General features: G+C 72.8%; 18 protein-coding genes. 10 read left to right on the plus strand and 8 right to left on the minus strand.

Annotation, left to right across the window (positions count from 1 at the left end):
* Positions 1 to 173 precede the first annotated feature (173 nt).
* Together ACFWVC_RS19135 and ACFWVC_RS19140 are read left to right on the plus strand one after the other, a co-directional pair.
* Complete coding sequence (locus ACFWVC_RS19135) at positions 174 to 392, plus strand: DUF5133 domain-containing protein (protein ID WP_384286828.1); 219 nt, start codon at positions 174 to 176, stop codon at positions 390 to 392.
* Entirely contained in the window at positions 389 to 1,489 is a 1,101-nt protein-coding gene (locus ACFWVC_RS19140) for a glutamate--cysteine ligase (RefSeq protein WP_384286830.1), read from the plus strand. The genes ACFWVC_RS19135 and ACFWVC_RS19140 overlap by 4 nt, the downstream gene beginning before the upstream one ends.
* A gap of 23 nt (positions 1,490 to 1,512) precedes the next feature.
* Here ACFWVC_RS19140 and ACFWVC_RS19145 read toward each other — a convergent pair whose 3' ends face one another.
* Both ACFWVC_RS19145 and ACFWVC_RS19150 read right to left on the minus strand, forming a co-directional pair.
* On the minus strand, positions 1,513 to 1,944 hold the full coding sequence (locus tag ACFWVC_RS19145; protein WP_384287137.1) for a response regulator: 432 nt from the start codon (positions 1,942 to 1,944) through the stop codon (positions 1,513 to 1,515).
* 57 nt (positions 1,945 to 2,001) lie between these two features.
* On the minus strand, positions 2,002 to 2,184 hold the full coding sequence (locus tag ACFWVC_RS19150; RefSeq protein WP_384286832.1) for a hypothetical protein: 183 nt from the start codon (positions 2,182 to 2,184) through the stop codon (positions 2,002 to 2,004).
* A 143-nt stretch (positions 2,185 to 2,327) separates the two neighbouring features.
* Between ACFWVC_RS19150 and ACFWVC_RS19155 the strand changes: the two genes are divergently transcribed.
* From ACFWVC_RS19155 to ACFWVC_RS19170, 4 genes are all read left to right on the plus strand, one after another.
* Positions 2,328 to 3,926 carry an ATP-binding protein gene (locus tag ACFWVC_RS19155; protein ID WP_384286836.1) on the plus strand — a complete coding sequence of 533 codons (1,599 nt, stop codon included), beginning with the start codon at positions 2,328 to 2,330 and terminating at the stop codon, positions 3,924 to 3,926.
* Positions 3,926 to 5,104: a PP2C family protein-serine/threonine phosphatase gene (locus ACFWVC_RS19160; protein ID WP_384286838.1), complete on the plus strand. Its 1,179-nt coding sequence runs from the start codon at positions 3,926 to 3,928 to the stop codon at positions 5,102 to 5,104. Before ACFWVC_RS19155 ends, ACFWVC_RS19160 begins: the two co-directional genes overlap by 1 nt.
* The gene (locus ACFWVC_RS19165) at positions 5,101 to 5,451 is read left to right on the plus strand and encodes a hypothetical protein (protein ID WP_384286839.1); all 351 of its coding nucleotides are present in this window, start codon (positions 5,101 to 5,103) and stop codon (positions 5,449 to 5,451) included. The genes ACFWVC_RS19160 and ACFWVC_RS19165 overlap by 4 nt, the downstream gene beginning before the upstream one ends.
* Before the next feature lie 114 nt (positions 5,452 to 5,565).
* Positions 5,566 to 6,372, plus strand: a complete 807-nt coding sequence (locus ACFWVC_RS19170) for a thioesterase family protein (protein WP_384286841.1) — start codon at positions 5,566 to 5,568, stop codon at positions 6,370 to 6,372.
* Positions 6,373 to 6,406: 34 nt separating this feature from the next.
* On the opposite strand, the gene ACFWVC_RS19175 is transcribed toward ACFWVC_RS19170, so the two are convergent.
* Positions 6,407 to 6,595 (minus strand): hypothetical protein, encoded by a 189-nt coding sequence (locus ACFWVC_RS19175; protein WP_360903017.1) that lies wholly within the window; start codon positions 6,593 to 6,595, stop codon positions 6,407 to 6,409.
* A 219-nt stretch (positions 6,596 to 6,814) separates the two neighbouring features.
* Between ACFWVC_RS19175 and ACFWVC_RS19180 the strand changes: the two genes are divergently transcribed.
* Positions 6,815 to 7,957, plus strand: coding sequence for a glutathione-independent formaldehyde dehydrogenase (locus ACFWVC_RS19180; RefSeq protein WP_384286843.1), 1,143 nt, complete (start codon positions 6,815 to 6,817; stop codon positions 7,955 to 7,957).
* Positions 7,958 to 8,027: 70 nt separating this feature from the next.
* Here ACFWVC_RS19180 and ACFWVC_RS19185 read toward each other — a convergent pair whose 3' ends face one another.
* Together ACFWVC_RS19185 and ACFWVC_RS19190 are read right to left on the minus strand one after the other, a co-directional pair.
* Positions 8,028 to 8,816, minus strand: a complete 789-nt coding sequence (locus ACFWVC_RS19185) for a VOC family protein (protein WP_384286845.1) — start codon at positions 8,814 to 8,816, stop codon at positions 8,028 to 8,030.
* 162 nt (positions 8,817 to 8,978) lie between these two features.
* Positions 8,979 to 9,908, minus strand: coding sequence for an SDR family NAD(P)-dependent oxidoreductase (locus ACFWVC_RS19190; protein WP_384286848.1), 930 nt, complete (start codon positions 9,906 to 9,908; stop codon positions 8,979 to 8,981).
* A 239-nt stretch (positions 9,909 to 10,147) separates the two neighbouring features.
* Here ACFWVC_RS19190 and ACFWVC_RS19195 point away from each other — a divergent pair, with 239 nt between their 5' ends.
* From ACFWVC_RS19195 to ACFWVC_RS19205, 3 genes are all read left to right on the plus strand, one after another.
* Positions 10,148 to 10,546, plus strand: a complete 399-nt coding sequence (locus tag ACFWVC_RS19195) for a hypothetical protein (RefSeq protein WP_384286850.1) — start codon at positions 10,148 to 10,150, stop codon at positions 10,544 to 10,546.
* 69 nt (positions 10,547 to 10,615) lie between these two features.
* A complete protein-coding gene (locus tag ACFWVC_RS19200) occupies positions 10,616 to 11,266 on the plus strand; it encodes an RNA polymerase sigma factor (RefSeq protein ID WP_384286854.1) in 651 nt (216 codons plus the stop codon).
* The gene (locus tag ACFWVC_RS19205) at positions 11,263 to 11,661 is read left to right on the plus strand and encodes a hypothetical protein (protein WP_384286857.1); all 399 of its coding nucleotides are present in this window, start codon (positions 11,263 to 11,265) and stop codon (positions 11,659 to 11,661) included. Before ACFWVC_RS19200 ends, ACFWVC_RS19205 begins: the two co-directional genes overlap by 4 nt.
* Before the next feature lie 39 nt (positions 11,662 to 11,700).
* On the opposite strand, the gene ACFWVC_RS19210 is transcribed toward ACFWVC_RS19205, so the two are convergent.
* From ACFWVC_RS19210 to ACFWVC_RS19220, 3 genes are all read right to left on the minus strand, one after another.
* Complete coding sequence (locus ACFWVC_RS19210) at positions 11,701 to 12,000, minus strand: hypothetical protein (protein WP_384286858.1); 300 nt, start codon at positions 11,998 to 12,000, stop codon at positions 11,701 to 11,703.
* A gap of 55 nt (positions 12,001 to 12,055) precedes the next feature.
* Positions 12,056 to 12,367 (minus strand): hypothetical protein, encoded by a 312-nt coding sequence (locus ACFWVC_RS19215; RefSeq protein ID WP_384286861.1) that lies wholly within the window; start codon positions 12,365 to 12,367, stop codon positions 12,056 to 12,058.
* Positions 12,368 to 12,485: 118 nt separating this feature from the next.
* Positions 12,486 to 13,889 (minus strand): MFS transporter, encoded by a 1,404-nt coding sequence (locus tag ACFWVC_RS19220; protein ID WP_384286863.1) that lies wholly within the window; start codon positions 13,887 to 13,889, stop codon positions 12,486 to 12,488.
* Positions 13,890 to 13,896: the final 7 nt, after the last annotated feature.

Below are 13,896 nucleotides of genomic sequence, written 5' to 3' on the forward strand. Positions count from 1 at the left end.
CATCATTCGTACCCGCTTGCGGCGGTGGGGGCCCCTCGCGCCGCGGCCGTCCGCATGCGTGCTCCCACGGCACAACCGGCGTACGTTCGCCCCGAGTGACACCCCGAAGCGGGGGTAAGCGGCGATCAGAAACACCGTTCGGCCCAGTGCCGCGGACTATCGAGGAGAGACCCATGCTCATGGCCCACCCCGCGGTGCTGAACGACCTCGTCGACCGCTACGAGACGCTGTGCCTGCTCGACCCCGCGGACCCGGCGGTCCGGCGCCGCCTGGAGGACGTCTCCTACACGCTGTGCGTGGCGACCGGCACCAGCGACGTGGACGCCGCCCTCATCGCCGCGCGGCTGCGCCTGCCGGGCGCGCGGCCGCTGGACGATTCGGCCGTCGCGTGACAGGCGTACGCACCGTCGGCGTCGAGGAGGAACTCCTCCTGCTGGACGCGGAGTCCGGCGAACCCCGGGCGCTGTCGACCGCCGTGCTGGCCTCGGCGCGCCGTGACCCGGCGGCCACGGACGAGGTGTTCGAGCCCGAACTGCAGCGGCAGCAACTGGAGTTCGGCACCCGGCCGCAGGTCCGGATGGAGGACCTGGGCGCCGAGATCACCCGCTGGCGGGGCGAGGCGGCCCGGCACGCCGAGGACCTGGGGGCCTCCGTCGCCGCGCTCGCCACCTCGCCGCTGCCGGTGGACCCGGCGCTCAGCACCGGAGAGCGCTACCGGTGGCTGAGTGAGCAGTACGGGCTGACCACGCAGGAGCAGCTCACCTGCGGCTGCCATGTCCATGTGTCGGTGGAGTCGGACGAGGAGGGCGTCGCGGTCCTGGACCGGATCCGCCCATGGCTGCCCGTCCTGCTCGCGCTGAGCACCAACTCCCCGTTCTGGCAGGGCCAGGACAGCGGCTACGCCAGCTATCGCAACCGGGTGTGGGGCCGCTGGCCCTCGGCCGGCCCGGTCGAGGTCTTCGGTTCCGCCGACCGCTACCACGAACTGGTCGCGTCGATGGTGGGCACGGGCGCGCTGCGCGACGAGAGCATGGTCTACTTCGACGCCCGGCTGTCCCGCGCCTATCCGACCGTGGAGATCAGAGTGGCCGACGTGTGCCTGGAGGCGTGGCACACGGCCCTGATCGCCACCCTCGTACGGGCCCTGGTGGAGACGGCGGCCCGGCAGTGGAACGACGGTGAGGCGCCGGGCCGCCATGGCGTCGCACTGCTGCGGCTGGCGGCGTGGCGGGCGGCCCGCGAGGGGCTGGGCGGACGGCTCCTCCACCCGCTCGGGCTGCAGCCCGTTCCGGCCGAGGCGGCGGTGCGCGCCCTGTTCGAGCACGTACGCGACGCCCTGGAGGACAACGGCGACCTCGTCCCCGCCCAGGACGCCCTCGCCGGCCTGCTGAAGGCCGGCAACGGCGCCCGTTTCCAGCGGGAGCTGCTGGACCGGGGCGGCGACCTGCGCGCCGTGGTCGCCGCCTGCGTCCGGCGTACCCGGGCCTGAACCGTGGTGCCGCCCCGCTGCGGCTATTCGCGCGGCAGCTTGGTGGCGGTGTCGAGGTAGAAGGCGTCGATGCTCTGCACCGCGCGGTTGAAGTCGTCGAGGTTGACCGGCTTGGTCACGTAGGCGTTGGCGTGCCGCTGGTAGGCACCCGTGACATCGTCGGGCGCGGCAGACGTCGTCAGGACGACGACCGGGATGGCGCGCAGGTCGTCGTCGGCCTTGAGGATGGCGAGCAGCTCGCGGCCGTTCATGCGGGGCATGTTGAGGTCGAGCACGATGAGGTCGGGGCGCGGGTTGGTCTCGTCGCGCAGGTAGTCCAGGGCGGCGACGCCGTCCTCGACCTGGGTGAGGTTGCGGGCGCCGCGCTCGGACAGGGCGTCCCCGATGAGCATGGCGTCGGCGAGGTCGTCCTCGACCAGCAGCACGTCGTAGGGGCGGGGTGAGGCGATCATCATCATCGGCTCCGGGTCCGGTTTCGGTGCCTCGCAGGAGGCAGTGGGGGGATTCGGTGGTCACGAGGCCGGGCCGGCGCCGGCGGGCGCCTCGCGGCCGATGGTGCGGGCCCGGCCGGTCTGGAACCCGGGGCCGGACGAGGCGCTGAAGGCGCGGCAGCCCGGATGTGGGGCGAGGCTGCCGGCCGCCGGCGCCACGATCGCCTGCCCGGTGAGGCGCGGGGAGAAGCGGATGCCGGCCATGACCCCCACCCTAGGGGGTCGCGATCAGCAGTGACAACAATCGTTGTCGGACGGACGGCTACAGTGAGTGCCTGCCGCACGGAGTCCGGAGCGGCCGTGGCGGCGGGCAGGGACACGGATTCGGCAGGAGAAGGGGCGGCGACGTGGTGGAGGAAACGGGCCGGCTTGCGCGGTGGACGACCCGCCGCTGGCTCCGGGTGGGGGTGAGCGCGGCCCTGGCGGTGCTCGCCGTCCTCGGGGCGGTGGGCATATGGTCGCTGGACCGGAGCACGTCCCTCACCCGCCAGCTGGTCGACGTGCGCTCCCCCGCCCTGGTCAACGCGGTCCGGCTGGAGGCCGCGCTGCTCAACCAGGAGACCGGCATCCGCGGCTACGGCCTCACCGGGCAGAAGGACTTCCTCACCCCGTACACCGAGGGCCTGGCGAACGAGAAGACCGCGCTGGAACGGCTCCGGCCCCTGGTCCGCGGCGACGCCACGGCGAGCGCGGACCTGGCAGAGGTGGAGAACGCCGCGGAGGCCTGGCAGCGGACCATCGCCCGCCCCATCGCCGGCGCCCCCGCCGACGAGGCCGTCGGGCTGGCCACGCAGCGCGCGGACGCGGGCAAGGCGAGCTTCGACGCGGTACGGAAGGCCACGACCCGCCAGCAGGACCATCTGCGGGACGCCCGTGTGGAGGCCGGAAACAAGCTCGACCGGTCGATCGTGCTGCGGAACTGGGTGTTCACCGCGGCCGCCGTCCTCATCGTGGTACTCGCCGCGCTCGTCTTCGAGGGCCTGCGGCGCGGCATCACCACACCGCTGGCCCGGCTGAGCGGCGACGCCCGCAAGGTCGCACGCGGTGATTTCGACCACCCCATCAGCCGGACGGGGCCGGCCGACCTCCGGCAGCTGGCCGGCGACGTGGAGGCCATGCGGCGGCGGCTCGCGGACGAGCTCGCGTTCGCCGAGCGGGCCCGCCAGTTGCTGGACGAGCAGTCCGCCGACCTCAAGCGCTCCAACGCCGAGCTGGAGCAGTTCGCGTACGTGGCCTCGCACGACCTTCAGGAGCCGCTGCGCAAGGTGTCCAGCTTCACGCAGCTGCTGCAGCGCCGCTACGGCGGGCAGCTGGACGACCGTGCCGACCAGTACATCGACTTCGCCGTCGACGGCGCGAACCGCATGCAGACCCTGATCAACGACCTGCTGGCCTTCTCCCGGGTCGGGCGGATCCACAACGAGCACAGCACCGTCGACCTGGACGCCGTCGCCGACCGCACCCTGGACTCGCTCAGCGTCGCGATCGAGGAGTCCGGCGCCGAGGTCACCCGGGACCCGCTGCCCACCGTCGTCGGGGACGCCACCCAACTCGGCATGCTCTGGCAGAACCTGGTCTCCAACGCCGTCAAGTTCCGCCGCCCCGACGTGCCGCCGAGGATCCATCTGGAGGCCGTCCGCGAGGGCGACCTGTGGCACTTCGCCGTGGCCGACAACGGGATCGGCATCGACCCGGAGTTCGCCGACCGGGTCTTCGTGATCTTCCAGCGGCTGCACACCAAGGACGCCTATCCGGGCACCGGCATCGGCCTGGCGATGTGCAAGAAGATCGTGGAGTTCCACGGCGGGACGATCGGTGTGGACCCGGCGCACACGCCCGGCACCCGCATCACGTTCACCCTCCCCGCTTCGATGCCCGCTCCGGTGCCCGCCACGGCCGCCGCCGCGGACGCCGGTGAAGACACCCCCGGGGAGCCCAGACCCTGATGACCGCCGCCCCTGGCCCCGCGCCGGAACCGCAGCTCCGCATCCTGCTCGTGGAGGACGACCCCGGTGACGCGCTGCTGGTCACCGAACTCCTCGCCGACACCGGCCTGCGGTCCACGCTGACCTGGCACAAGACGCTGGGCGAGGCACGTTCCGAACTGGCCGCGCAGGCCTTCGACTGCGTACTGCTCGACCTGCACCTGCCCGACGCGAGCGGGCCCGCGGGGGTCTCGGCGGTGCAGGACGCGGCACCGGACACCGCGGTCATCGTCCTGACCGGCCTCGCCGAGTCCCAGGCCGGCGCCGGGGCCATGGCGGCGGGCGCCCAGGATTACCTGGTCAAGGGCAAGGTCGAGCCCGAACTGCTGCAGCGTGCCGTGCGCTACGCGGTCCAGCGCAAGCAGGCCGAGCGCGCGGCGGCGGCCCTGCAGGCCGGCGCCCTGCGGGCCGAGGAGAACTCCCGACTGGAACGCGGGCTGCTCCCCCGGCCCCTGCTGGCCACCGAGGCGGTCACGGCCACCAGCCGCTACATCCCGGGCCGCGAACGCGCCCTGCTCGGCGGCGACTTCCTCGACGTCGTGCAGACCGGCGACGGACTCGTGCACGCCGTCATCGGGGACGCCAGCGGCCACGGCCCCGACGCCGCCGCCCTGGGCGTGTGCCTGCGCGTCGCCTGGCGGGCGCTCACCCTCGGCGGCCACCGGGGGCCCGACCTGCTGCGTCTGCTGGAACGGATCCTGGTCGCCGAGCGCGCGCAACCCGACCTCTTCGCCACCTGCACCCTGCTCACGCTCGACCTGTCCGCACGGACGGCGACGCTGCACCTCGCCGGGCACCACGAACCGCTGCTCACCGCCGACGGAGTCACCGGCCCGCTCGAGGCCGAGCACGGCATCGCGCTGGGCATCATGCCGGACCTGGCCCACTGGCCGCCCACCACGTTCGCCCTGCCCGCGGGCGGGTCGCTCACCCTCTACACCGACGGCCTCGTCGAGGGCCATGCCGGCGGCGACGGCGAACGCCTCGGCCCGGACGGGCTGTTGACCCTGATCGGCCAGGTCTCCCCGGCCGACCCGGGCGCCCAGCTCGACCGGCTGATCACCCGGATCCGCGACCTCGACGCCGACCGCCACACCGACGACCTGGCCGTTCTGCGACTGGACTGGAGCACGCCATGAGCGCCCCCCGGACGACGACGCTGTGGCGTCCCACCGGCCCGGTGGAACTGGAGCTGGTCCGCGAGCTCGCCTGGCGCGCCTGGCCGCCCCGGCTTCCCGAGCAGCCGATCTTCTACCCGGTGCTCAACGAGGACTACGCGATCCGGATCGCGCGGGACTGGAACGTCAAGCACGACGGGGCCGGTTTCGTCACCCGCTTCGAGGTCGACGCGGAGTTCCTGGAGCGCTATCCGGTCCAGCAGGCCGGCGGGCGCACCATTCTGGAGCTGTGGGTCCCGGCCGAGGAGCTCGACGAGTTCAACGCGCACATCGTCGGGGAGATCCAGGTCGTCCACGAGTTCCGCTGAGCGCCGGGGCGTGCCGGGATGCGCCTGGACCGGGCCTTGCCCGCGGCCCGCAGCGCTGATCCACTGACCGGTAGCCTTCACGTCCCCCGGACAGGAGAAGCAGGAGAAGCCGTCGTGACCGTTCCGACCAGCAGTGCCGAGGCCTTCTTCGAGCGGGCGGCCGAGGAACGCTTCGCCCCCACCGAGTACACCCGCGGCCCCTGGGACGCGCACAGCCAGCACGCGGGCCCGCCGGCGGCGCTGCTGGGCCGCGCGGTCCGCGAGCGCCCCGGAGCGCGCGAGGACATGCGGCTGGTGCGGATCACCTTCGAGATCCACCGTCCCGTGCCGCTGCTGCCCCTCACGGTCGGCACGCGCGTGCTGCGCGAGGGCCGCAGCGTGGAACTGGTGGAGGCGTCGCTCGCGGCGGACGACGGCAAGGAGATCATGCGGGCCCGGGCGCTGCGCATCCGGACGGAGCCGGGTTCGGTGCCCGAGGTCGCGCCCGGCCCCTCGGTGCCGGGGCCGCAGGAGTCGCGGACGGTGCCGTTCTTCCCCGTGCCCTGGGACGTCGGCTACCACACGGCGATGGAGTCGCGTTTCGCCGCGGGTTCCTATCTGGAGCCGGGTCCGGCGACCTGCTGGCTGCGGATGCGGGTGCCCCTGGTCGCCGGGGAGAAGACGGCCCCGCTGGACCGGGTGCTGGTGGCGGCGGACTCCGGGAACGGGGTGAGCAATGTGCTGGACTTCTCGGTCCACCTCTTCGTCAACCCCGATCTGACGGTGCACCTGCACCGCCACCCGGTCGGCGAGTGGGTCTGCCTCGACGCCCGTACCGTTGTCGACGGCGCCGGGATCGGCATGGCCGAGGCCGCGCTCCACGACGAGCGGGGGCCGATCGGCCGCGGGGTCCAGAGCCTCTTCGTGGCCCCGCGCGGCTGAGCGGACGGCTCCGGCCCGGCCGGCACCGGCCCGGTCAGAGGTCGGTCGCGTCCTCGGCGTGCCCCTCGGAGAACTCCCACCACGCGAGCGGAAGCCAGTCGCCGTCCACGAAGGCGTCGACCGACGACCCGCGCCCGTTGATGACCACGGACGTGCCCACCGGGTAGGTCGTGCCGGACAGCCCGGGCACGGGGACCAGGAGGGTTCCCAAACGCTGCGCCACCGTTCCCGCCTTCCTTGGAAAACAAACCGAAATCAGGCAATACGGAGTAAAGATTAACCGGCTTGTCCCATTCCTCCCACGGGGGCAGCATGAGAAATAGGTCACGCGAGGCGAACGACCGCGGCGCACTCACCGTCCGTTCCCACCGCGACACGTTGGGCTGACGGCCCCCGTTCGCCTCCCGCACGTTCGAGAGCACGACACCAACGGAGGTGTCCGGTGAAGGCCGTCGTCTACAAAGCACCGTTCGAAGTAGCAGTGGAGGAAGTCGAGAAGCCCCGGGTACAGCACCCCAACGACGTGGTCGTCCGCGTGACGTCCACCGCCATCTGCGGGTCCGACCTGCACATGTACGAGGGCCGCACCGCGGCCGAGGCGGGAATCGTCTTCGGGCACGAGAACATGGGGATCATCGAGGATCTCGGTCAGGGCGTCACGTCCCTCAAGAAGGGCGACCGCGTGGTCATGCCCTTCAACGTGGCCTGCGGATTCTGCAAGAACTGCTCGGCCGGCTTCACCGGATACTGCCTCACCGTGAATCCGGGCTTCGCCGGCGGCGCCTACGGATACGTCGCCATGGGCCCCTGGCCCGGCGGTCAGGCGGAATATCTGCGGGTGCCCTACGCGGATTTCAATTGCCTGAAGCTGCCCGCGGGCAGCGAGCACGAGACGGATTTCATCCTGCTCGCCGACATCTTCCCGACCGGCTACCACGGCAACGAACTCGCGGACGTCAAACCCGGCGAGAGCGTCGCGGTGTACGGCGGCGGACCGGTCGGGCTCATGTCCGCGTACTCGGCCCTCATCCGCGGCGCGTCGAAGGTGTTCGTGGTCGACCGGGTGACCGAGCGGCTGCAGAAGGCCGAGGAGATCGGCGCGATCCCGGTCAACTTCGCCGAGGGCAACCCGGTGGAGCAGATCAAGGAACACACCGACGGTGCGGGCACCGACAAGGGCATCGACGCCGTCGGCTACCAGGCCCAGGCGAAGAGCCAGGACCGTGAGGAACCCGCGGCGGTCCTCAACTCGCTCATCGACACCGTGCGCGCGACCGGGGCGCTCGGCATCCCGGGCCTGTACGTGCCCTCGGACCCCGGCGGCCCGGACGAGCAGGCCAAGAGCGGCCGGCTCCTGGTCGCCATCGGCCGGCTCTTCGAGAAGGGGCTGCGCCTGGGCACCGGGCAGTGCAACGTCAAGCGGTACAACCGGCAGCTGCGCGACCTCATCATCGAGGGCCGTGCCAAGCCGAGCTTCGTGGTCTCCCACGAACTGCCGCTGTCCGACGCTCCCTCGGCGTACGAGAAGTTCGACAAGCGCGTCGAGGGCTACACCAAGGTGGTCCTCCACCCGGACCAGAAGTAGCCGCTGGGCACGACCGCCACGGCCGGGGCCGCCACCTGGTGACAGGTGACGGCCCCGGCCGGCGTACGGGTCAGGGGAGTTCGGGACCGGTCGCGTCGATGAGCCCGAACACGGCGCCCTGCGGGTCCTGCACGACCGCCAGACGGCCCGCCGACATGTCGAAGGGCGCGGCGAGCACATTGCCGCCGGCGCGGACGAGGGCGTCCACGGTGCTGTCGGTGTTGTCCACGGAGAAGTACACCAGCCAGTGCGGCGGGGTCTCGGGCGGCAGGTTGTCGAGCCCCTGCGCACCCCCGACGACACGGCCGTTCACCGTGAGGGAGAAGTAGTCGGAGGCGCCCTCCATCGGCTCCGTCTCCAGGCCCACGGCAGCGGAGTAGAACGCCGAGGCGGTCTTGAGGTCGCCGGAGGCGAGCTCGCTCCACACCAGCGACCCGGGCTCGTTGACGAGCTGGGCGCCCAGGAAGTCACGGGCCTGCCACAGCCCGAAGACCGCGCCGGTGGGGTCGGCGGCGATCGCCATGCGGCCGAGGCTCATGACGTCCATGCCGGGGGAGAGCACCGTGCCGCCGTGCTTGGTGATCGCTTCCGTCGTGGAGTCGGCGTCCGCCGTCGCGAGATAGGTCGTCCACGCCGTGGGCGGGGTGGGAGCGCCGTCGGGCGCCATCGTCGCCATGATGCCCGCGACGGGCTTGTCCTTGAACGTGCAGACCGAGTAGCCGCCGGTCTCGGGCGGTCCCACTTCGCCCTGCCAGCCGAAGAGGTCGCGGTAGAAGTCGAGCGCCGCCTGCTGGTCGGGGACCATCAGGTCGATCCAGCACGGGGTGCCGGGCGGATAGGGGGACGTGGCGTACGGCATGAGGGGCCTCCAGCGCATGAGGGGTCAACGGTCCCGCCGTTGCCGACATTCTGCGCCGCCCGGCACGGTTCGGGGGTGCGCCCCGCCGGATTTGTCCACACCCGGCCACGCGGCCACCCGGCCACGCGGCCGGACGGTGCGGGCGCTGCGGGCGCTCTCACATCAGGCGGTCCGCGCGTCGGCCAGCATGCGCTCGGAGGCGTCCCAGAGGCGGTCGGCGTTCGCGGGGTCGAGCGAGTAGGGGGCGACGCCGGACACCCAGCCGTTGCCGTCGGCCACCGGCAGGGCCTCATCGCCGTCCTCGAAGTAGCGCCCGCCGACGCCGTCCAGCAGGGGTGAGACGGCCACCAGGACGGTGGTCGCCGCGCCCTGTGCGGGGGTCTTGCGCCGCTCCACAGGGGTCCTGAGCCCGCCGGTGTGGCGTTGCAGCTTGGTGGCGATGGCGCCCGGCATCAGGGCGTTGGCCGTGATGCCGTCGCGCGCCCAGCGGCGGGTGGCCGCGACCGCGAAGAGGTTCACGGCGGTCTTGGACTGGCCGTAGGCGAGCAGCGGGTCGTAGGGGCGGTAGCGGAAGTGGATGTCGTCGAAGACGACGGGCGAGATGAGGTGGCCGCTGGAGCTCACCGCGACGACGCGGGCGCCGCCGGCGGCGGCAAGGGCGCGGTGCAGGCCCCGGGCGAGGGCGAAATGGCCGAGATGGTTCGTGGCGAACTGGGTCTCCCAGCCCTCACGGGTGCGTTCCAGTTCCGGCAGTGCCATGACGCCCGCGTTGGCGACGAGGATGTGCAGCGGTCCGTCCCAGGCCGTGGTGAACGCCTCGACCGAGGTCTGGTCGGCGACATCGAGGCGCGCCACACGGACGGCGGCGTTGCCGGTGGACCCGGTGATGTCCGCCGCCACCTGCTGCCCCGCGTCGGTGTTGCGCACGGCGAGGGTCACCTCGGCGCCGGCGGCGGCCAGCGCGCGGGCGGTCTCCACGCCGATGCCCGAGGCGGCGCCGGTGACGACGGCACGGCGTCCGGCGAGGTCGACGCCGTGGATCACGTCCTCGGTGGTGGAGGTGAAGCCGAAGGGGGTGGTGATGCGGGTCATGTGGCTCCTTGTGCGAGGCGACGGCGGGGTGCCGCCGCCGAAGTCGAGCCTGCGGCCGGGCACGGGCCGCAGCCAGGTCCGTGCGAAGGCTGGTAGTGGCGGGGACAGGCTGAGGAGGTGTGGGGATCGCCGGTCCGAAAATCTCACGGGCCACATCCGCAACCTCGGGCGGCTCCGCACGTCTGTGGGAGTGAAGGCGCCTTCGACCCAGCTCTCCACCGGATGATTCGAGGAACGGTATGACCGCACGTCACGCCATCGCGGGCCTGGCTCGCCGGCATCGGGCACGTCTCGTGATCGGTACGTCCACGGTCGCGGCGGCCCTGGCCCTGGGCGGCGCCGCCATGGCCGCGCAGGCCGACACGCCGAAGCCGGTGCCGGCGCCCGCCGCGCAGGCCGACACGGACGCCCAGGGCCAGGCCCCTGCGCTTGCCGCGGCTCCGGCCCCGGCGAAGGGCAGGGGGCATGCCGCCCCGGCTCCGGCCCAGGCCCCTAGCGCGGTGCCGTCCCCGGCCGCGGCCCCTGCTCAGTCCCACGGAGCAACGCCGGCCCCCGCGCCCGCGAAGGGCGGCGTCCCGACGCCCGTCCCGTCCCAGGCCGGGACCGGCGCGGTGCCTGCGCCCGTACCGGCGCGCTGATCCAAGCCGGCTGCCGGGCCGGGCACCCCGGCCCGGCGGCCGACTCCCGAACCGCCACACAGGAGATCCATGAGCACAGCGGCTGTGGGGTCGCGCCCCGACCTCCCGACGGCCCCGCTCCGGCACGTCTGGGCACGGCTGCGGAGCGTCGTGTCCGGAGACGCCCGGCGGCCCGCGACGCCGGCGGTCCCCCCGTCGTCCGGGGCGCGTACCGGGCGGCCCGGTCACATCTCGCGGCCGGAGATCGACGAGCTGTACCACCACCGCCGTCTGGACCTGGTACGGCTGGCGCTGTTCCTGGTCGACGATCTGCCCACCGCGGAGGACGTCGTGCAGGACGCGTTCGCCGCGCTCTACCGCCGGCACGGCGAACGGCTGGCGGGCGTGGACGACCCGGAGGCGTACGTACGCACCAGCGTGGTCAACGGTGCCCGGTCCGTCCTGCGCCGCCGCAGGACGATGCGGGCCCACGTCCCGGAGCGCGAGGGGCACGCGCCGCCCCCGGAGGAGTACGTGCTGCTGCGCGAGGAACACCAGGAGGTGCTGACCGCGCTCGGCCGGCTGACCCGCAGACAGCGCGAAGTGCTCGTCCTGCGGTACTGGTCGAACCTCACCGAGGCGCAGATCGCGGACACGCTGCGGCTGTCGCGCGGCGCGGTGAAGTCCACCGCGAGCCGGGCGCTGGACGCCCTGGCCCGCCACTTGGAGGTGCCGTCATGACCGCCGCCGTCCACCGGCCCGGCCGGGCCGGGACCGAGGAACTGCTGCGCGCCGCCCTGGACGCGAAGGCCCGCACCGTGGGCCCGGACAGCCTGCGCCTCGCGGCCCCGCCGTCCGCGCTGCCCCGCCCGCGGGTGCGGGTCCGTGCCGCCGCGGTGGCCGTGCTCGGCCTCGCGGCGGCGGCGGCCGTGGCGTGCGTGCTGCTCGTCCTGAACGCCGGGCAGCGGGAGGGCACTCCCGTGCCTCCGGCCCGTCCCACCCACTCCCCCACGGCGCCGGAGCAGCGGCGCGGCCAACCGGTCCCGACGCCGGCGCAGTCCGGCACGGCGCCGGGCCCGCGCGCCGTGTCGCCCGGCGGGACGAGCGAGGCGGGACCGGCCGCCGTGGGACGGTGAGCCGGGGCTCAGGCGGGGGCTCGGGCAGGGATCAGGGGATCAGCAGAACCAGCCGTCCTGGACCCAGCCGTGGCGGTTGATGTTGCCGTAGGCGAACCCGTAGGCCCAGCCGCTCTGCTTGCTCTCCACGGTGAAGGTCTGGCCCTGGTAGAGGGTCCCCATCCAGGCGCCGACGGGGGCGGTGCGGACGTACAGGTCCTGGGCGCAGACGGTCTCGCGCCGGCCGATGGTGCCGTTGGCCGCCTGGGCGGGCCCCGCGGTCATCAGCAGGCCCGCGGCCAGGGCGCCGGCGACAGCGACGGCCTGGGCGACCCGGAGGGTGCGGCGGAGTACGGGCATGGTGGTTCCTTCCTGCGTCGGGGAGCGGTGGGGGTGTCGAGGAGGGCGGGGCAGTTCACCAGGAGCCGTAGCCGCCGAGGCACTCGTTGCGGACGTAGCCCCAGTCGCCCTTGCCGAAGTCGAAGGTGGCGGCCCAGCCGTTGTAGACGGGGTGGGCGCCCCGGGTGTGGCCGACCTTGTTGCCGTAGCCCAGGACGCGGATCAGTCCGCTGGGTCCGGAGGAGCTGTCGTAGTTGGCGTAGAAACTGGCGCTCTGGCACACGATGATCGCGTGCTCGGGCGGCACCACCGCGTGTGCGGGCTGGGCCACGACCGTGAAGGCCGCGGCGGCGGCCGTCGCGGCCAGCGCCTTCGTCAACGTCCTCATGTGTCGTCCTCTCGTGGATCGTTGAGGTCACCGGGTCCGCGCATCAGAATGACGTCCTGAGATCTATGCGGGTAGAGCGGCGAGGTTAATTTTACGTGGCCATGACATTCATGCCGGCTCACCCACCTCCGGTGCGCTCCGACGGCGCCTCAGCAGGCGCGTGCCGCTGGGCGGTTGCGCCGTCGTCGCGCGCCTCGGCGCGGCTCAAGGAGACGGCACGGGTGTCGGGCATGAGCACGTAGACGACGAGCGAGACCAGCGCGCACGCGGACACGTACCAGAAGAACGCGCTCTCGTGCCCCGCGTCCTTGAACCACAGGGCCACGTACTCGGCCGTCCCGCCGAACAGCGCGTTGGCGAGCGCATACGGCAACGCGACGCCCAGCGCCCGCACCCGGGTCGGGAACAGCTCCGCCTTCACCGCGGCGTTGATGGAGGTGTAACCGGTGACGACCGTGAGGGCGATCAGGGAGAGCCCGAGGGCGGGCCAGTAGGTCGTCACCGAGCCGAGCGCGGTCATCACCGGGTATGTGCAGACCGTGCAGCCGACGGCGAAGGCGATCAGCAGGGGACGGCGGCCGATGCGGTCGGACAGCGCGCCCGCGAGCGGCTGGAGCAGCGCGAAGACGGCCAGGGCCGTGAAACTCACCAGTGTGGCCGTGGTCTTGGCCATCCCGGCGCTGCCGATGAGGTACTTCGTCAGGTAGGTGGTGTACGTGTAGTAGGCGACCGTCCCGCCGAGGGTGAGCGCCATGACCAGCAGTGCCTGCCGCCGGTGCTGCCACAGCAGGGCCAGCGAGCCGCGCGCGTCGTCGGGTGCGGCGGCCTCCTCCGCGTAGGCCTCGGTCTCCTCCAGCCGGCGCCGGATCCACAGCACCACGACCGCGAGGACCGCGCCGAGCACGAAGGGGATGCGCCAGCCCCACTGCGTCAACTGCCGCTCGGTCAGCAGGTGCTGAAGGGTGATCAGGACGGCCAGGCCCAGCAACTGACCGCAGGTCATGGACACGTACTGGAAGGAGGAGCCCAGCCCGCGCCGGCCGCGGGCCGAGGCCTCGGTCAGATACGTGGCGCTCGCCGCGTACTCGCCGCCGATGCTCAGCCCCTGCAACAGCCGGGCGACCAGCAGGACGCCCGCGCCGAGCCATCCTGCCCGCGCATGGGTCGGGGCGATCGCGATCAGCAGCGCCGCGGCCGACATCATGGTGACGGTGAGGGTCAGCGCGCTCTTGCGGCCGTGCCGGTCGGCGGCCCTGCCGAGCACCCAGCCGCCCACCGGGCGCATGAGGAAGCCGACCGCGAAGATCCCGGCGGTGTTCATCAGCCGGGTGGTCGGGTTGCCGCCGGGGAAGAACGACTCGGCGAAGTAGACGGCGAAGCTCGCGTAGACGAACCAGTCGTACCACTCGACGAGATTGCCCAGCGATCCGCCGACCAGGGCCAAGCGGCGCCTGGCGCGCTCGCCCCCGGGCGGTGGCGCCGCCCCTGCGGGATGCGGCGATGTGCTGGCGTTCGAGGACATGGCGGCT

Origin of the sequence: Streptomyces sp. NPDC058691, assembly GCF_042714775.1 — a bacterium.
GTDB lineage: Bacteria > Actinomycetota > Actinomycetes > Streptomycetales > Streptomycetaceae > Actinacidiphila.